This window comes from Microcoleus sp. N9_B4, assembly GCF_036701635.1.
In the GTDB taxonomy this organism is placed as follows: Bacteria; Cyanobacteriota; Cyanobacteriia; order Cyanobacteriales; family Microcoleaceae; genus Microcoleus.
Genome location: NZ_JAUBRC010000063.1, coordinates 15,886 through 34,267 on the forward strand (window position 1 = coordinate 15,886; position 18,382 = coordinate 34,267).

13 protein-coding genes are annotated in these 18,382 nt (G+C 45.0%); 10 read left to right on the forward strand and 3 right to left on the reverse strand.

The annotated features are described in order from the left end of the window. Positions 1-256: 256 nt before the first annotated feature. The gene (grpE, locus tag QUA43_RS27550; protein ID WP_333378462.1) at positions 257-1,051 is read right to left on the reverse strand and encodes a nucleotide exchange factor GrpE; all 795 of its coding nucleotides are present in this window, start codon (positions 1,049-1,051) and stop codon (positions 257-259) included. 1,656 nt (positions 1,052-2,707) lie between these two features. Between grpE and QUA43_RS27555 the strand changes: the two genes are divergently transcribed. The 3 genes from QUA43_RS27555 (at position 2,708) to QUA43_RS27565 (ending at position 7,176) form a co-directional block, all read left to right on the forward strand. Continuing rightward, the gene (locus QUA43_RS27555) at positions 2,708-4,714 is read left to right on the forward strand and encodes a GspE/PulE family protein (protein ID WP_333378465.1); all 2,007 of its coding nucleotides are present in this window, start codon (positions 2,708-2,710) and stop codon (positions 4,712-4,714) included. Between the two features lie 75 nt (positions 4,715-4,789). Further along, positions 4,790-5,887 (forward strand): type IV pilus twitching motility protein PilT, encoded by a 1,098-nt coding sequence (locus QUA43_RS27560; RefSeq protein WP_190745295.1) that lies wholly within the window; start codon positions 4,790-4,792, stop codon positions 5,885-5,887. Positions 5,888-6,048: 161 nt separating this feature from the next. After that, positions 6,049-7,176 carry a type II secretion system F family protein gene (locus QUA43_RS27565; RefSeq protein ID WP_333378467.1) on the forward strand — a complete coding sequence of 376 codons (1,128 nt, stop codon included), beginning with the start codon at positions 6,049-6,051 and terminating at the stop codon, positions 7,174-7,176. A 706-nt stretch (positions 7,177-7,882) separates the two neighbouring features. Here the strand turns inward: QUA43_RS27565 and QUA43_RS27570 are convergent. After that, entirely contained in the window at positions 7,883-8,152 is a 270-nt protein-coding gene (locus QUA43_RS27570; RefSeq protein WP_333378470.1) for a transposase, read from the reverse strand. 60 nt (positions 8,153-8,212) lie between these two features. Between QUA43_RS27570 and QUA43_RS27575 the strand changes: the two genes are divergently transcribed. Both QUA43_RS27575 and QUA43_RS27580 read left to right on the forward strand, forming a co-directional pair. After that, complete coding sequence (locus tag QUA43_RS27575; RefSeq protein WP_333378471.1) at positions 8,213-9,334, forward strand: glycosyltransferase family 4 protein; 1,122 nt, start codon at positions 8,213-8,215, stop codon at positions 9,332-9,334. Positions 9,335-9,345: 11 nt separating this feature from the next. Further along, a complete protein-coding gene (locus QUA43_RS27580) occupies positions 9,346-9,579 on the forward strand; it encodes a hypothetical protein (RefSeq protein ID WP_333286890.1) in 234 nt (77 codons plus the stop codon). A gap of 123 nt (positions 9,580-9,702) precedes the next feature. Here the strand turns inward: QUA43_RS27580 and QUA43_RS27585 are convergent, their stop codons facing one another. Further along, positions 9,703-10,638 carry an exopolyphosphatase gene (locus QUA43_RS27585; RefSeq protein ID WP_333378474.1) on the reverse strand — a complete coding sequence of 312 codons (936 nt, stop codon included), beginning with the start codon at positions 10,636-10,638 and terminating at the stop codon, positions 9,703-9,705. A gap of 66 nt (positions 10,639-10,704) precedes the next feature. Between QUA43_RS27585 and bioF the strand changes: the two genes are divergently transcribed. The 5 genes from bioF (at position 10,705) to QUA43_RS27610 (ending at position 18,174) form a co-directional block, all read left to right on the forward strand. Beyond that, positions 10,705-11,877 carry an 8-amino-7-oxononanoate synthase gene (gene bioF, locus QUA43_RS27590; protein ID WP_333378477.1) on the forward strand — a complete coding sequence of 391 codons (1,173 nt, stop codon included), beginning with the start codon at positions 10,705-10,707 and terminating at the stop codon, positions 11,875-11,877. 284 nt (positions 11,878-12,161) lie between these two features. After that, the gene (pirA, locus tag QUA43_RS27595; RefSeq protein ID WP_172185012.1) at positions 12,162-12,311 is read left to right on the forward strand and encodes an arginine synthesis PII-interacting regulator PirA; all 150 of its coding nucleotides are present in this window, start codon (positions 12,162-12,164) and stop codon (positions 12,309-12,311) included. A gap of 1,103 nt (positions 12,312-13,414) precedes the next feature. Then, entirely contained in the window at positions 13,415-16,354 is a 2,940-nt protein-coding gene (locus QUA43_RS27600; protein WP_333378480.1) for an ATP-binding protein, read from the forward strand. Beyond that, positions 16,351-16,722 carry a response regulator gene (locus QUA43_RS27605; RefSeq protein WP_333378483.1) on the forward strand — a complete coding sequence of 124 codons (372 nt, stop codon included), beginning with the start codon at positions 16,351-16,353 and terminating at the stop codon, positions 16,720-16,722. The genes QUA43_RS27600 and QUA43_RS27605 overlap by 4 nt, the downstream gene beginning before the upstream one ends. Positions 16,723-16,809: 87 nt before the next feature. Beyond that, positions 16,810-18,174 carry a response regulator gene (locus QUA43_RS27610; RefSeq protein WP_333378486.1) on the forward strand — a complete coding sequence of 455 codons (1,365 nt, stop codon included), beginning with the start codon at positions 16,810-16,812 and terminating at the stop codon, positions 18,172-18,174. Positions 18,175-18,382 lie beyond the last annotated feature (208 nt).

The following is an 18,382-nucleotide window of genomic DNA, read 5'->3' on the forward strand; positions in this document are numbered from 1 at the left end:
CCAACTACAGGTTGGGGGAAGAAAAACGACTCAGCTTGTTTAAACAAGCATTACCAGACTAGATTTGTAGGAAATAAACTTGATGTCCTAAAACAGTATCAAAGACTGGTAAAAACATTTTTCAGAATTTTTGGAGAAAGCGCTGACTTGCTTTTAGTCATCTTTAACTAAGAAGTTGGTGAGTCTGCCACCTTGGAACCCCCGAATTCTATTCGGGGGTCAGTGACTTTGAGGAATGCAGTAGCTTGTATCCCGATTAACCTTCCGAACTATCGGGATTTTCATCTGAGGCTACCACAGATAGCCCAGCCGCTGCAACTTTCACTTTGGCGTGCCGCAAGACGCGATCGCCCAGAATGTAGCCGCGTTCTAGTTCTTGGATAATTGTTCCTTCCTCGTGTTCGTCAGTTGGCTCGCTCAGCAGAGCTTCGTGGAGGTTGGGATCAAACTGTTCGCCTTCGGGGCGCATCGGAGAAACCCCGATTTGCTTGAGGCTATCTACCATTTGCTTGTAAACGCTTTGGTAGCTTTTGTGAATGTTCATTTCGCCGTCGGTTTGCGGCTTGATGTGCGATCGAGCGCGCTCGAAATTGTCAATTACCGGCAACAGGGGTTTGATCGTGAGACACCTTGCCTGTAAATCTAGCTCTTCTTTTTCCTTTTGGGTACGCCTGCGGAAGTTTTCAAAATCTGCTGCTAGGCGGAGATTTTGATTTTTCAGTTCTGCTAGTTGAGCTGATGCCGCTTGCAACTGAGTTTTTAAAGCCTCTTTTTCCTCGGTTACCTGCGCCAGTTCCTTCTTCCAAGGCTCCGCTGCGTCTGCAGTCGGACTGTTGGTTGAACTGCCGATGACGGTAGGCCCCGATGCGTTTGCTGGGGTGCGATCGCCCTGAGCACTTTGATAAGCTCGAGCAAGTTCGAGTTCCCAATCCGCCGATTCGTTCGAGTTTCCTGATGCCGCCGGATTTTCGCTTGCCATTGGCGAACCCTCTGGGGTGGTTTCCCCAGTTGAGTTAGGATCTTGATCTTGCTGTTTTTCCTCGTCCATCATAAAAAATATTCGGTAAGTGGGAAACTCAGAGTCTTTAGACCTGAGAGGAAAACGACTCGGCGGTTTCAACCGCCTTGAATCCCCTTTCGGGGTTAGAGGGGTATGGTTGCCCCTCCAATGGAGATACAGTTGTCTCCTTTCTCCCTTGCGGGGTAATGTTCGCCTCGACCTGGTTATAAAGGCTTGTTAGACCTGCAACACTGTTTCAGTGACTTTAAAACTGTTTAATTGCAGATGACAGAGCGGAAAACTGGCGTCGCACTCTCCGGTGTCGTGACCTGAATAACGTCTCCTCCTGAGAGGGGTCTGGTCAGAACAGCTTGTAATTTCTTACAAGCTCAGTGGCTTTAGCCCTGAGTTCCTGACAAAAGCTGCGCGACAGAACCCTATCAATTCTAGCAGATACAGTTAACCCGGTAAATCTAAAGGACTCGAATTTACTATGTATGGCACAATGTGAAAAGAGGAAAACTCGCCAGCTCTGGAGAGATTGCTCAAAGCTTTCCATAAAATATTCAAAGACCCGTTTAGATATTTACGTATAATATGGCAGCAATGGAGGCAACCCAACGTTTGTTGGCTCCTCATTTTTCATTAACGCGATCGCCTTTACCACAATTTTTATAAGTATATTTTACTGTTAAGTCTACTACAATATTTCCCACCTAGGAGGCTTGATGTTTCAAGGTTTGCTTAAACGATACTGACTTAAATTATCATCGATCAGGCTGTTTTAGTTGCAAGCTGATGCTGGCATTTATTACCATTTGCTGAGTTTCCCAAGTCAGGAGAAAAAGGAATTTGTATTGAGTGAGTAAGTAGTTAACTGTGTGCTTGTGTAACTCAGATACTAGGTTGTTAATCTTGATGCGAATTGGGGCTGTGGTTTTTCTGATTCGATACCGCCGAAGTCGCTTGAAGTATCGAATTTTTGCCAGCCAAATGAGAGAGATTAGTTGGTTTTGATCCGATGCTCATCTGTAAATACGATTGATATCTAATTTGCCTCTTTCCAAGATTTTTGAACCGTCAAGCTTACGTCACAAAGGTTCGGACACCAGGGTAGAATCAAAGTAATATTTACTGACCCAAAACTAGAGTAGCTCAAAATTTGCCCTGGGAGCTCATGCAGCCGACGATCGGGCAGTGACCGATCGCCGATAATTAATCAAAATGTATTTCACAAGGGCGATCGAGGCTTTCGTAAAAGCTATCATCACAGAACATAGGTCATCTTTAATTTAGTACAGCTAACCGCGCCACCACGGACGGTGTAATTTGAGCAAACAATTTGGGAAAATAGAATTAGCCTGGGAAGGGGGAACACCCCGCCCCGCTTTTCTCTCCCGGTACGGGGAATCCCCAAGTGATGTGCCCTGACGCTATAACGAGAGTATCCCGCAAGTTAATCAAATAAGTAAGCAACTTAGCACTCAACGAACAAGATTTGATTGCAAGCACCGACAAACCCCTCCAACATTTCGTCAATTTGTGGACGAAGCTTAGAGGGGACTGCGAGCTTACACTTGAGAGATAGGGATTGAGCCAGAAAATGATAGCTGATCCATAAGCAAAGAATACGGGGGTTAAAACCCCGCCTTGGTTTTCCTCTCAGCACTTTTTGTGACTGAGTTTCCCACCTATTGAGTGTTTTTTATGACTAGCACATCCCCGCTTCGCTCCACATCCATAGTTTCTGTGAGCCAATTTCCTCCGGCTCTCACCAAGATGATTCTGTCGGGTTACGTCAACGGCGAGCAAGTGAAGCAAGCTCAAATTGAAAGCCAGAAGTCGGGCAAGCGTTTGACGGAGGTATTAGAAGCACTTACCGGGCAGCCGTTGCCCCCAGAATTGCTGCGACTTTACAAGAAGCAGCAGATGTTTGAACGAAAGATAGTCTACGGGGTTGAAGCATTTGACCCGGAGATGAGCGAAATGTCTAACGAGCAACTCGGAGTTATGCTCGACGCGTTGAAGATTTCGATCGACATTTGTCACCAAGGTCGGTTTTTACCCGTAGCGAAGACGGAAACTGAGCCTGCGGCGGTTTTAGTGGCAATGGTAGATCCCGACAACCTCAACGCCATAGAAGATTTGCGGCGGATTTTACAGCCTCACGGCTTGGCTTTGCAGCGGCGAGTGATTACGCCGGATGACTATCAGGACATTACTTCTGCTTATCAAGACGAACAAGTTAAGAGGGAAGCTAAAAAAGCTGAAATCGAAAAGCAGAGAAAGATGGATTTAGGGGAGGGAGATTTTGGCGAGCTCTCGCTAGAAGAGGAGAGTACCGACCAAGAAGACCTCGCTAACACCTTGGACGATGCAGAGGCGGCCCCTGTAATTAAGGCCGTCAATATCATTTTGGCTAAAGCTTTGTCGGAAAAAGTGTCTGACATCCACGTAGAACCTCAAGAAGAGTTCATGCGGATTCGGATGCGGAAAGACGGGGTACTGCAAGAGTATTTCCGGTTTCCCAAGCAGGTAGTCGCATCGATTACCGCTCGTTTCAAGATTATTGCCAACCTGGATATTGCCGAACGCCGACAAGCTCAAGACGGGCGCATCCGGCGGGTGTTTGAGGGACGCACGGTGGATTTCCGGGTGAACAGCTTGCCCTCCCGATACGGCGAAAAAATCGTGCTGCGGATTTTGGACAGTTCCAGCACTCAGTTGGGTTTGGGTTTGTTAATCTCCGACGAAGAAACTCTGGCTTTAGTGCGAGAGAGTGCTAGTCGTCCGTTTGGACTGATTTTGGTGACGGGGCCGACGGGTTCGGGCAAGTCAACTACTCTGTACTCGATTCTGGCGGAACGGAACGATCCGGGGGTTAATATCAGTACGGCGGAAGACCCGATCGAATATGCTTTGCCAGGAATTACCCAATGTCAAGTAATTAGGGAAAAAGACTTGACTTTTTCCAACATTCTGCGGGCATTTTTGCGGCAAGACCCTGACGTGATGCTGGTGGGGGAAACGCGGGACAAGGAAACGGCCAAAACTGCTCTGGAAGCTGCTTTGACGGGACACTTGGTGCTGACGACGCTGCACACGAACGACGCGGCCGGGGCAGTCGCGCGTTTGGCCGAAATGGGCGTAGAACCGTTCATGGTTTCGGCCGCTCTGTTGGGCGTGTTGGCTCAGCGTCTGATGCGGCGCGTTTGCGACAAATGCTGCATTCCTTACCAGCCTACTGCCGCAGAACTCGGTAAGTACGGTCTGTCGGCTTCTCAAGAAATTGATCTAACTGTTTACAAAGCCAACACTATACCGGTGGAGGAAAGGAAGGACCTGGCAGAACGCGAGCAACTTTGTCGGAAGTGCGGCGGCCTAGGCTACAAAGGACGGGTAGGGGTTTACGAGTTCCTGAAAAATACTGAGCGGCTTCAAACCCTGATCACTCAAGGAGCTCCCACAGAGCAAATTAAGGAAGCAGCAGTAGAAGAAGGGATGAAAACGCTGTTGGCTTACAGCTTGCAATTGGTGCGGGAAGGCGCGACTACCTTTGAAGAAGTCGAGCGTGTGACGTTTACAGACTCTGGCCTGGAGGCTGAAATGAAAGCCAAACGCAAGCAGGGACTTACCTGCAAAACTTGTCAGGCGGAATTGAAGCCGGAGATGCTGGATTGTCCGTACTGCTTGACGCCACGCTTTTTGGATTGATTCAGCAGTTAACTGTTGACTGTTAACTGAGCTAGATTGGTCAATAACTATCAATTCGATCGAGGAGAGGTATCTATGGGTCTGATGATTGAAGACGTACTCGAGTCCCTGGTAGAGCAAGGGGGTTCGGACATACACATCCAAGCGGGCGCGCCTATATTCTTCCGAGTCAGCGGGAAACTAACTCCTCAGACGCAATACGGCGACATTCTGTCTGCTGAGGAAGTGCAGATCCTAATTTTCCAAATGCTCAACAATATGCAGCGCAAGCAGTTGGAAATGGAGTGGGAACTCGACTGCGCTTACGGCGTTCGGGGATTGGCTCGGTTTCGCGTCAATGTCTACCGGGAGCGGGGTGCTTGGGCTGCTTGTATGCGTGCTCTGGCTTCTAAGATTCCTAACGCCGATGCTTTAGGCGTGCCGCAGATTTTGCGGGATCTGACGGAAAGACCCAGGGGTATGCTGTTGGTGACGGGACAAACGGGTTCCGGGAAAACTACTACGATGGCGGCGTTGTTGGATCTGGTCAACCGGACGCGGGCGGAACACATTTTAACAGTTGAAGATCCGATCGAATATGTGTTTCCTAATATCAAGAGTTTGTTTCACCAGCGCCAAAAGGGCGAAGATACTAAGAGCTTTGCTAATGCGCTGAAAGCTGCTTTGCGCGAAGATCCTGATGTAATTCTCGTGGGGGAAATGCGGGACTTGGAAACGATCGGTCTGGCAATTTCGGCGGCAGAAACGGGTCACATGGTGATGGGAACGCTGCACACTAATTCGGCGGCTGCAACGATCGATCGGATTTTGGACGTGTTCCCGCCCATTCAACAACCCCAAGTTCGCGCCCAGGTGTCTAACTCGTTGGTGGGAATTTGCAGCCAAAATTTGGTAATAAAAGTTGGGGGCGGCCGCTGCTGCGCTATGGAAATCATGGTAAATACTCCAGCTATGGCTAACTTGATCCGGGAGGGCAAAACTCCGATGATTTACTCCCAAATCCAAATGGGGGCAAAATTGGGTATGAGGACGATGGAAATGGCCCTCGCTGAACTTTACAAGAGCGGTAAAGTCACTTGGGAATCGGCAATGGCCAAGGCTTCTAAGGCTGACGAGCTCGAACGCTTGATCGGCCCGGCACCTGTTGGTGGCGCCAAGGTAGGAGCTCATTAATTCAGTCATTAGTCATTAGTCATTAGTCATTAGTTATTAGTCAGTTGGCCGTTGGCCGTTGTTATTAATTATGGGTAACAACTAACAACTAACAACTGACAACTGACAACTGACAACTGACAACTGACAACTAATTTTTAATAAATTTTCAGAGGTGAGCTGTGGCTACCAACGTTATCCGCGAAAAACCGAAAGGTGGCTTTGATTTCAGTAAGATTCAGGAGCAAATTGAATATAACCTTACCAGTCTTACTGTTAAGGATATGGCTATTTTTGCTCGTCAGTTTGCGGCTATGTTTAATGCAGGGGTGGCGATCGTTAGATGCCTTTCCGTGCTGCACGAGCAGTGTTCTAATGCTAAGTTGAAGCGAGCGCTCAGGAGCATGAATGCTGACGTGCAGGAGGGGATAAACTTGGCAGAGGCGATGGCTAAGTTTCCTGATGTTTTTGACCAACTGTTTATCAGTATGGTGGCGGCGGGAGAAGTCGGGGGGGTGCTAGATGAAACCCTCGACCGTCTGGCGGTGATGATGGAAAAAAATCACAAGACGGAAGCCGAAATTAATTCGGCTATGTCTTATCCGAAGACGGTGTTTTCTATCGCGATCGTGATTTTTTTCGCAATGACCATATTCTTGCTACCAACTTTCGCTAAAATCTTTAAGGATATTGGTGCAGATTTGCCAGCATTTACGTTGTTTATGTTGGCAATTAGTGCATTTTGTACGGCTTGGCCTCCCATCCAACAGATAACTGTTATTGGGGTGATTATAGCACTCAAAATTGCCTTCGATATGTACTACAAAACTCCCATAGGTCGTCTACAAATTGACAGGATTGCGATGAAGTTGCCGATTTTTGGCGATTTGATCGAAAAATCGGCGGTGGCTCGGTTTTGCGTGATATTTGGGTCGCTGACGCGATCGGGCGTGCCGATTCTCAATTCTTTGGAAATTGTGCGAGATGTGGCTGGGAATCAGGCGATATCTAATGCGATCGAATATGCGAGACAGGAAATTCAAAGCGGCGGCATGATCAGTATTGCTTTGCAAGAACAAGCTGTTTTTCCGTCTTTGGCTATCCAAATGATGGCAATTGGCGAGGAGACAGGGGAACTTGACAAGATGCTGATGAAAGTTGGCGCTTTCTACGAAACGGAAGTGGAAGAAGCAGTAAAAGGACTTACCAGTATGCTAGAACCTCTGATGATTGTGGTCGTCGGTGGTATCGTAGGTTCGATTTTGCTGTCGATGTATCTGCCGATGTTCGCAGTGTTTCAGAAGCTGTAAAAAAGAGCTAATTAGTTATTAGTTATGAGTTAGTAGCAATTAACGCCTGACCAATGACTATTTCAATCGTCCCCAGGGAGAGCCTGGGCAGACTTTGGGAGGAGGCACATCCTCGATTAAAAGGAGAAAACAATTTGGAGGCTCTGCCTCCAAATCTTCCTTACCAGGGTCTTCCCATTGGTGACAAGTTACGAAAATGTCACAAAATTCAAGTAGGATAAGCAGACCGATTTAACTGCTGCCTAATTCTGGCTTTACGCTTCAGGGTAAACGCATCTTAATTTGAACCCAAAATATGCTACAGTTAAATCCGAATAAATTTCAATGTAGTTATTGTAGTTGATGGGTGTTATCAATGGCAAAAGGTTTTACTCAAACTTTAAATCACCCACCAAAACAAACATATTCATTGCCTTGGGTGAATATATTAAATGCCAGTTTTTTATAAATTTTTGCCAATTTGAACGCTCCCATAATATAAAGAATAAAAAAAATACTCCGAGATATTACAGGGCAATCGCATCTTAATTAAGGTATAATGGTGAGGGGAATTTTTAAAATATTTGACAGCATCATTCAAGCGCTGCTCGTAAACTAAGGAAGGAAAATTGAGTGCGATGCTGATAGCCAGCTAAGCACGCTCGCTGGGGTTCCACCTAGTTGATTTATCTCGATCACGTGTTCTTGCCGAGGGCGTGTTTTCAAACTACAACCACAACAGAATGCAGGCGATCGCGATCATGGCTGTATAATTGGCAGTCAGCTTCTCATATCGAATAGCGATCCGACTCCATTGCTTGAGTCGGTTGATAGCACGTTCAACAATGTTCCGTTGCCGGTAGATTTGACGGCAGCCTTTTTCCATCTGCCTGAGTGAGGGATATCTGCCGGGAGTCCATTCCCAGTTTAACTGCTTGTTGGTCGCCGATCGCGTCTCCACCGCAGCCCTGCCTCTGGCAGGTGCATTTTCTGTCATTTGTCAAGTACAATTTATACCAAATCAGATGCGATTACCCTGCACTCATAACCAATAAATATGGTTCACTTTAACGTTGCCTTTCAACACTTTAATTCCTTCACAGACATTACCCTATCCCTGGCGAAAACTTTACACCAAATGGGAATTCCTATTTCGGTCGAACCTTCAACAATAGCATCTCATCTCAGCCACAATTCGACAGCAGAAGAAAACGACCTGCTAGCGAAGTGGATGAAAACGACACCCTCAGATTTATTTCAGATCAAATGGTCTCATTATTGGAAACCTTATTTTTTAAAAGAACTCAACGGACATCTCAACTTAGAACTTTTTGCTATCAATTACGAATTCGCCAAAAACCATGATGATTATGATTACTGGATTTACGATGCTGTTAACACTTCCTCCCACAAACTAGCCGTCAGCCAATATTCTAAAAACGTTTTAATAAAAGCTGGATGTCCGGCGGCTAACGTATCAGTCATGCCTCTAGGTTTCAATCCTTTAATCTCGCAACTCTATTTTCCCAGACCGCAAAAAACCCAAAAAGATGTAAAGTATATTCTACACATGACCAATTCTTTTGATTTGTATAGATTTGGCACGGATCTCGCCATTCAAGCTTTTTGTGAAGAGTTTAAAGATGATTCTAACGTAGAGTTAATTATCAAAGATGGTGGCAAAAATCCTGATGTTATAGTGGAACATCTCGTAAATATCGAAAAACAATTCGGCAAGTTCAAGTCAAAAGTTCAGGTAAAGCCTAAATTTTGTACTAAAGCAGAACTAGCTGATTTATACTTGTCAGCCGATGCTTTTTTAGCTCCGTTTCGCGGCGAGGGTTTTGCGATTAAAATTTTGGATGCCTTTGCAGCAGGTTTGCCCGTTGCTATGACTATGTACGGCGGCCCGACTGAGTACGCCAATGCGGATAACTGCTATCCCATTGCTTACGATCTAACTCCCGTAGGAAACTGTTACGATACTCAGTATCTAAAAATCAGAAATGCTCCTCATTGGGCCGAACCAAATGTTCAGTCTGTTCGTGAACAGTTGCGAAAAATTGTTGAAGACCCGATGCGTTTTCAGGTAGCTCACAAAGCTAAAGAGACGGCGGATTTATTTAATTGGGAAGCTGCTGCTCAAAAATTGCTAGGATTAATGCGAAAGTTGTTTTAGGATCAGAAATTATGGGACTCGAACGCAAAATGTTTAGGGGAATGTTTTCACCCGGGGAAGTGGTACGATTAAAACAGCCTTGTTTTACTCCCGGGCGATTGTTTGAGCCAGGAAAATATAACGCTGATGAGTTGCCGGATATCGCTTTTGATATGGGTTTGGTAGACCATTTGCCACCAGTCAAAGGCAACAGTTCAGAAAATCTCAATGTTCAGAACCCGCCAGCTCAAAACCTTGAGGACTAAACTCCCGTTTGCAGTAAGGAGTTCCGTCCTAAAAATCCCTGTTTGTAGTAAGGACTTTAGTGCTGAAAATTAAAATAAATAATCAAAGACTCAAGTCCTGACTGCAAAAAAGATAAAGCCAATTTAACCATTTTGCTCTATCTGGGCAATTAACTCTTTCAAAACTTGACTAGCTTTATCGTTCTCAATCTGACAAGTTCCGGCATTCTGGTGCCCACCGCCGCCATATCTTAACATTAACTCCCCAATGTTAGTTTTAGAAGTTTTGTTAAAGATTGACTTGCCAACTGCGAAAACAGTATTTTGTTGTTTCAGTCCCCAAAGTACGTGAATTGATATATTGCACTCAGGGAACAAAGCGTAAATTACAAAACGATTCCCCGCATAAATCACCTCTTCGTTACGCAAATCCAAAACAACTAAATTATTATAAACTTGGGCGCATCGCTGTATTTGCTCTTTAAATTTTTCTTCTTGCTCGAAGTAGAGGTCTACTCTTTCTTTTACATCAGGAAGCTGCAAAATTTCCTCGATGGTATGATTTTTGCAGTAGTCGATTAACTGCATCATTAACTGATAATTGGAAACCGTAAATTCTTTAAACCTTCCCAAGCCGGTTCGGGCGTCCATTATGAAGTTTAACAGCACCCATTCTTGCGGATGCAGAACCTCTTCTTTGGCAAATTGAGCGGAATCTGATTTGTCAACTGCCGCCATCATCGCCTCGGAAATATCAGGAAACTTTGCTGGGCCTCCATAATATTTGTACAGTACCCTAGCTGCAGAAGCTGCATAGGGATCGATGATGTGGTTGATTTTGATTTTCTCGTGTCTGAGAGTTTCGCTGAAGTGGTGATCGAAAGCTAGATGAATTCCCTCAACATAAGGTAAATTGGTGCTAATATCGTTATTTGTTATTTCTATTTTCCCATCCTGCATATCTTTAGGATGCACGAATTTAATCTCGTCGATCATATCGAGTTCTTTGAGCAAAACGGCACAGACAAGACCGTCAAAATCGCTGCGGGTGACTAATCTGTATTTTTTAGTGAGTGGCATATGCTTATGTGATGCGGAGGAACTGATCACCAGCTAATATAACGTATTACCCGATCGCTTTCCAATATGAACGCAGACCCTTACGCTTGGATAGAGAAGGCCCTGGACACAGTTCGCCGCGCCGATTGGTATAGATCGCCACAGTCGATCGATAGTTGCCCCGGGCCTGTGGTAAAGTTAGCAGGCCACTGGCTGATTAACTTTGCCAGCAACGATTATCTGGGACTTGCCGGCGATGACAGGTTAATTCAAGCTGCTATGGCTGCTACTAAGGAATTTGGTACGGGTGCGACGGGTTCGAGGTTGGTCAGCGGACACCGCGATTTGCACCGACAGCTAGAACAAGCTATTGCTAATTTAAAACAAACTGAAGATGCTTTAGTATTCAGTTCGGGATATTTGGCGAATCTAGGGGCGATCGCATCCGTTGTCGGCAAACGCGATTTGATATTATCTGACAAGTACAATCATTCGAGCCTGAAAAACGGAGCCACACTCAGCGGTGCAACTTCCCTAGAGTACAGTCACTGCAATATTGAGGATTTAAAGGCAAAGCTAGAGCAAAATCGCGCAACATACCGCAAGTGTTTAATTATTACCGATAGCGTCTTTAGCATGGATGGGGACTTGTGTCCGCTGCCGCAGTTGTTGGCTGTGGCCGAAACCTTTAACTGCATGATATTAGTAGATGAAGCTCACGCTACAGGAGTTTTCGGTGCTAGCGGTGCCGGTTGTGCAGAACATTTCGGGTGTACGGGAACACCGCTGATTCAAGTGGGGACACTCAGCAAAGCTTTGGGAAGTTTAGGTGGTTACGTTGCGGGCTCTGCTGCTTTAATTGATTTTCTGCGTAACCGAGCTGCGAGTTGGATTTATACTACAGCATTGACGCCTGCTGATGCGGCGGCTGCTTTGGAAGCTGTGAGGATTGTACAGCAAGAACCAGAACGCCGAGTTCGGTTGCGACAAAATATCGAAACTTTCAAATATTGCGCGATTACCAATCATCAATTACCAATTAGTAATTCCCTCTCCCCAATTTTCACTCTTCCGTTAAAAGATGCAGCCTCCGCTTTAACAGTCGGCAGCAAACTCAGGGATATGGGTATTTTTGCTCCGGCGATTAGGCCTCCGACTGTAAGCGTGAGTCGAATTCGGATTTCGCTGATGGCAACTCACGAGCTCGCACACCTTCAGCAGTTGGTAGAGGCGCTGAAGCAAGTTTTGAGTTTTGAGTGAATGTTGGGTGGGCACCGCGCACCGCTTGACTAAATGTAAATGTTGGGCATCGGGCATCGGGCATTGGACATCGGGCATCGGCCTAATGACTAATGACTACTGACTAATGACTACTGACTTCTGATTGTCAAGATATCGCTATTGACTTATGACCAATCTTATACAGGAGTTTGGTCGATCGGTCAACAACTGTAAATTTTTTGTAAATTTAGATACTTTTTGGAATTTAGCGCTATATTAAAGAAGTAGCAGGTACACCAAATTTAATATAAGGAACGTCCACCATGAACACAAATCGTCAGAACGTAAAAAAAGTAGCAGAAACCCACCGCGCTAATATTCACAAGCAACTGATGCACCGCATTGAAGTAGCGAGATCCAGTGGCAATCAAGATTTGGTTCGGGTGCTTGAAGAGGAAATGAGACAGCTTTAAAGAAGCTGCCACTAGAATTTGCCCGTAGTTTGGTTTAGAGGGTTGTGCGAGAAATGCAGAATTCCGGCAACCGCTACCTGTTAAGTTTTGACTCCTCTCTTAGTTGGTAGGAAAAACCCCGGTTTCTTAAAGGAACCGGGGTTTTTTATTGAGAAGGAAGAAGAAAGAAGGAAGAGGGAACACTCCTGCACGCACAAACTCTATCTGTAGAGTGCGCCTCGGTCTACAGAGTTTGTACCAATAGCAGATTGAACCATTAATTTTTTGCGTAAGTTCTGAAGTCAGAACGAAGAAGGAAGAGGGAAGAACAATACTTACGCTACATTCGTTCTATTTTGACACTATCTGTAGTGGTAAGGTGCACCGAGGCGCACCCTACTAATTAACTACAGGAGTTACGCAACTGGCACATGGTGAGGGCGCGATCACCCCCTCACCCATCACTTTAAGCAGTCTGGGGCGCTGACAAGTGGACACTCGCGACTAACAACCAAACTCAATCGAGCACGAATAACGTACACTCATGTGTGTGCTATTCGTTGGAAAATTGAGTAATTTTCTAGGGAAATCAAGCTACTAACCGGGAGAGACTATTGGCAGTGCCGTCAAGCTAACCGTCAAATAAATCATATTGCTTGCGCTTAATTTATGTGGGCTAGGAACTCAAAAAATAATCTGATAAAACAGGTGAAATAATATATCAAATTAAACACGGTCTGCTATCAAATTATTTAATGGAGCAACTAAAAACTCCCGATGTTCTGATGTTTATTGTCTAATTTTTTGGTGCTGGTACACGGAGTTGTGGCAGTTGCGTAAGTCCTACCCAATTTCTATGTCATGCCTGAAATCCATAAACACCGAACGACTTTGCCGAAGCCGCAGCGGCATGGCTAAAAGAACGCGAAATTAGCAAAAGTCAGAAGTCAGAAATAAAATGTAATATTGAAGATGGATTGAGATGGATTTTTATGGTTGACTGGGAAAGGCAGCTTTGCCAAAATTTAAGACTAGCAAAAATGCTTAACGGAAAAAAGTTAAAAGCTATAAAGCTGAACATCAGGGTGGCGACAGCAAAATCCCCAAAATAATAGATAAAAGTGATGGCGACAAACATCCGATACCAGCCGGAAAACGGCTACGACTCAGAACCAACTCAGCCTTCTCTAAGAGAAAATCTGAATAGGCGATCGCTCATGCGCCTACCCCGAAGCCTGAGTGCCGTCGAAACATCAGGCTTTGGTCTCACCGGTCACGCTAATTGGTTTACCATCGCGACAGTCATCCAGGCAAGCATGGGCCCTAGCGCCATATTTATCTGGTTGCCCGGTATCATCATGGGTATGATGCTGAACCTACAGGTAAAACGCATCGGCGAGTATTTCCCAGACATGGCTGGGGGAACGCCCAACTATACCGCGCGACTACTGAAAAATTATCCAGGCCTGGGAAGCTATGCAGCGATCGGATACTTTTTAAGCTGGGTAGCAACACTGCCAATTTCTGCGATCGTACTGACCCAACTAATCAAAGTCAACCTCAATAGTTTAGGTTTTAGCTGTCCTGAAACTTTATTAAATATTACCTTCACACTTATAACCTTCATTTTGACCTTCAGCGGCACTCGCGCCTTAAGTATTCTGCACGCCTTTTTCGTGTTACCGACAGTCGGCGTACTATCCGTTTTTTCCATTCATGGTCTATTCTGGTTAGCTTTTTCGTCAAACAGTCCCGGCTTTTTCCCCACTATTTGGCCGGAATTCACCTTTATTGACTGGGCTAAATGGTTTTACTTTGCTACCTACATCTTCTACTGCTGTGACTCCGCCGCCAGTTTCGTAGCGGATAGCCGCAACCCTACTAAAACCTTGCAGTTTCTCAAAATTTCCGCACTGGGGATGCTGCCTGTGATTTTAGGAGGTTCTTGGGTACTGATGCGCTTGGCCACCGCTCCTGGTCTAAAAGATGACGTATTCTTGAATGTATTAGCTGCCTGTCAGGTATTATGGGGGCCCTGGGTGCCCACCCTTGTCACCTTTCTAGTAGTCGCAAGCTGTCTTCTGAGTTGCGCGACAATTGTTTCCAACTGCCCCCGGATGCTGTACCAACTTGCCGTAGATGGGCATATTTCGCCGACCTTCGCAGTTGTATCCAGACGGGGTGTCTTTGGATTTGGGCTGGTCTTTATTTTGGTTCTCAGTTTAACCTGTCTAGCTTGGGGAAATGTACCTCGGCTGGTGGCGATTACTAATGTTGGCTTGGTTGTCTGCCTGATGATGTTCCATCTCTCACTGTGGCTGCGGCGGGATCAGCCAGAAGTTCGGTGGCCTGGGTGGTCGCTGGGCTTTTTCGTAGTAGATGCGGTGGTTCTAGTCGTGGGAGGCTTAGCTTGGGGCTGGCAAGACTTTATCATTGGGTTGTTATTTCCCCTTGCCGTTTTAGCAGTGGATGCAGGGATGAGTCGCATTGCCTTTGCCCCCTTCCATCCGTCGTGGTGGATTCGGCTTTACCGCAACACAAGCAAGAGCAAAATGCCAGATTTTGTGGCGTTTCAGGTTGTAATTTTGATCTTGCTGATTGTGAGTGCCGTGGCTGTCGGCTGGATTTTTGGCTTCAAATTATATGCTAACTCTACTGTTGGCTTGAATTTATTCGTAGTGCTACTGGTGACAGTTGCTTTTATTGGGGTGGCAGTTGCCTGTTGGACGAGCTTACCCCAAGTCGTCTCAATGGACGAGGCACGAGAGGGAGCAGAACAGCTCTTTACCATTGCCCTAGATGGTATTGTAGTGCTGGATGAAAATGGTGTCATTCGTCAAACTAATCCCGCTGCTGAAAGCGTCTTCGGCATAGATGCTACTAGGCTAATTGGGTCTTACCTGAACAAATTACTACCCGGATTAGGGGCTCAGCCAGAACAGTGGCTCAGTCGCAGCGAACAAACTTTCAAGTTGTCCGATGGTAGCTCGCGTATTCTGGAAGTTGCCATCTCCGACCGATTCTCTCAAGACGCTTCCCTTTCCAATCAAGATCTGCAACAATATGTGGCGATCGTGCGCGATATCACCGATCGCAAGCAAGCCCAAGAAGCACTGCAAAAAGCTAATGAGGAACTAGAAATCAAAGTCGAGGAGCGTACATCTGAGCTCACCCATACGGTGCAGCAATTGCAGAATGAGATTGAAGAGCGCGAGCGGATAGAAGCAAATCTCAGAGCGATGCAAAATCAGATTGTTGTCCAAGAAAAACTAGCTTCTCTGGGCAGTTTAACAGCAGGGATTGCCCACGAAATCAGAAACCCCTTAAACTTTGTCAACAATTTCTCAGAACTTTCTGCGGAATTAACAGAAGAACTGTATGAAAAAATTGAAAATCAAGCAGAACGTTTAGATCCTGACACCAGTCAGGATATTGCCGAGCTATTAACCGACCTCACAGCTAATCTTAAAAAAATTAATCAACACGGTCAAAGAGCCGACAAAATCGTTGGCAATATGCTTTTGCATTCGAGGGGACAAAGCGGTCAGTGGGAAGCTACAGATATAAATACTTTATTGGCCGAATATATCAATCTAGCCTATCACGGGATGCGAGCCAAGGAACCTGCTTTTAACATTACCATAGAAACAGACTATGACAATGACATTGGCGAAGTAGAAATCGTGCCACAAGACATCGGCAGGGTTTTTCTTAACATTATTAGCAATGCTTGCTATGCAGCTTATAAAAAGAAACAAGAAATGGGAGAAGTATTTTCACCGCTGCTTGACGTTAGAACTCGAAATATTGGTTCGGCGATTGAAATTCGCATTCGCGATAATGGCTCAGGTATAGAACCAGAGGTACTTGATAAAATTTTCAATCCCTTTTTTACTACAAAGCCACCAGCAGAAGGTACTGGTCTAGGTCTTTCTATCAGTAATGATGTTGTCGTTCAGCAACATCGTGGAGAATTAAAAGTCGAGACAGAAGTAGGAGATTATACAGAGTTTATAATCGTATTACCGAAAAAAATAGCTGAAATTAAGGAGTCAAGAAAATGAAAGTAATGGTTGTAGATGACGAAGAAGATATTCAGTCATTATTCAAGCAAAAATTTAGGAAAGAAATTAAAGCCGGGCAAATTAAATTTCATTTTTGCCTATCAGCAGAAGCAGCTTTGAACCACTTAGAAAACCAGGACGAAGCATCTATTGTCTTGATTTTATCCGATATTAATATGCCCGGAATGAATGGGCTAGAACTGCTCAGGATTCTCAAAGAAAAGTTTCCTGACCTAAAAGTTTTTATGATTACCGCTTATGGAGATGAGAGAAATTACCAAACCGCGATAGCTTATGGAGCTGATGACTATATTACTAAGCCTGTTAATTTTGATACACTCAAAAATAAAATAATCAATTTGGAGTAAATTGCACAAGGCAGCATAATTGCTAATTGCTACTTTTCTAAACCTCCTCTCTTATTTATTCCTTCTACTAGCAACTGAGAGCATAATATGCCAGCTAAAATATTATTTGTCGATGACGAACCCGATTTAGAATCTTTAATTTCCCAGAAATTTAGAAAAAAGATCCGTGCGGCAGAATACCAGGTTTTTTTTGCGTATAATGGCGTAGAAGCGCTGGCAAAGTTACAAGAACAACCGGATATAGACATTGTGCTGACTGACATTAATATGCCAGTTATGGATGGCATCGCTTTGTTAGGGAAACTTAATCAGATAGCTTCCCTAGTCAAAACAATAGTTATATCTGCTTATGGCGACTTGGGAAATATTAGAAAGGCGATGAACGGTGGGGCATTTGATTTTTTGACTAAGCCTATAGATTTTCAGGATTTAGAAATTACAATTAACAAAACATTGTCCCATGTGCAACAGCTAAAGGAAAACGAGCGATCCCGCCAAGAAAGAGAGGAGAAATTGCGGCAATCGGAAGTGCGAGAGCGAGAAAAAGCTATCCAACTAGAACTCGCAATGCAAAAGTTACAGCGCACCCAATCTCAGCTTATTCAGACTGAGAAAATGTCTAGCTTAGGACAGTTAGTTGCTGGTGTTGCCCACGAAATCAATAATCCTGTTAATTTTATTTATGGCAATTTAACTTATGTCAATGAGTATAGTCAGAAGCTATTGGATTTAATCAACCTTTACGAACAGCACGATGCCCATAATCACCCTGAAATCGAAGCTTTCATTGATAACATAGAGCTAGAATTTATCCGAGAAGATCTGCCTAAAATGCTATCTTCGATGAAAGTAGGGGCTGAACGTATCCGTCAGATTGTGCTGACTTTGCGGAACTTCTCCCGCCTTGACGAAGCTGAGATGAAACCCGTTAATATTCACGAGGGCATCGACAGCAGTATAGTCATTTTGCAGAGTCGGCTCAAGCCTAAGCCGGATTGTCCACCTATTCAAATTATTCAAGAATACGGAGATTTGCCAAAAATAGAATGTTATGCCGGTCAGTTGAATCAGGTATTTATGAATTTGCTGAGCAATGCCATTGATGCGTTGAATCAGTATGATAAAAAACGCAGCCCGGAGCAAATTAAAAACGAGCCTAGTACGATTACGATTCGTACTGCTATGCTGAATCAGGATTGGGTAAGAATCAGTGTTAAAGACAATGGGCTGGGGATAACAAGCGAGGTAAGAACCCATCTATTTAGTCCTTTCTTTACAACTAAACCTGTGGGTCAAGGCACTGGTTTGGGATTATCTATTAGCTATCAGATTGTGGTGGAGAAGCACGGCGGAGATTTGAAGTGTTTATCACAGCCAACAGAGCGGGGTGCAGAATTTGTGATTGACATTCCCATTAGGCAGAATAATCGGGTAGAGATGAAGGCGAGTTAAGGGGAATAAAATTGGCTAAAAGAACGTGAAATCAGTAAAATTCAAGCTTATTCGTTGGGCGAATTGATGGGGGAAATTTACGCCTTTGGTAGCGGTAGCCGGCGGCATCGCACTTAGCGGGAGTGAAAGTAAATACCATTTCTCTAAAATCGTGCAACACTCTTCGACCCCCCCTAGCCCCCCCTTGCTAAGGGGGGGAACAAGAATA

Coding starts and splice junctions, on each gene's coding strand:
- QUA43_RS27600 (WP_333378480.1), top strand. CDS start 13,415: ATGGCGACAAACATCCGATACCAGCCGGAAAACGGCTACGACTCAGAA.
- pirA (WP_172185012.1), top strand. CDS start 12,162: ATGAACACAAATCGTCAGAACGTAAAAAAAGTAGCAGAAACCCACCGC.
- QUA43_RS27555 (WP_333378465.1), top strand. CDS start 2,708: ATGACTAGCACATCCCCGCTTCGCTCCACATCCATAGTTTCTGTGAGC.
- bioF (WP_333378477.1), top strand. CDS start 10,705: ATGAACGCAGACCCTTACGCTTGGATAGAGAAGGCCCTGGACACAGTT.
- QUA43_RS27560 (WP_190745295.1), top strand. CDS start 4,790: ATGGGTCTGATGATTGAAGACGTACTCGAGTCCCTGGTAGAGCAAGGG.
- QUA43_RS27570 (WP_333378470.1), bottom strand. CDS start 8,152: ATGACAGAAAATGCACCTGCCAGAGGCAGGGCTGCGGTGGAGACGCGA.
- QUA43_RS27605 (WP_333378483.1), top strand. CDS start 16,351: ATGAAAGTAATGGTTGTAGATGACGAAGAAGATATTCAGTCATTATTC.
- QUA43_RS27580 (WP_333286890.1), top strand. CDS start 9,346: ATGGGACTCGAACGCAAAATGTTTAGGGGAATGTTTTCACCCGGGGAA.
- QUA43_RS27585 (WP_333378474.1), bottom strand. CDS start 10,638: ATGCCACTCACTAAAAAATACAGATTAGTCACCCGCAGCGATTTTGAC.
- QUA43_RS27610 (WP_333378486.1), top strand. CDS start 16,810: ATGCCAGCTAAAATATTATTTGTCGATGACGAACCCGATTTAGAATCT.
- QUA43_RS27575 (WP_333378471.1), top strand. CDS start 8,213: ATGGTTCACTTTAACGTTGCCTTTCAACACTTTAATTCCTTCACAGAC.
- grpE (WP_333378462.1), bottom strand. CDS start 1,051: ATGATGGACGAGGAAAAACAGCAAGATCAAGATCCTAACTCAACTGGG.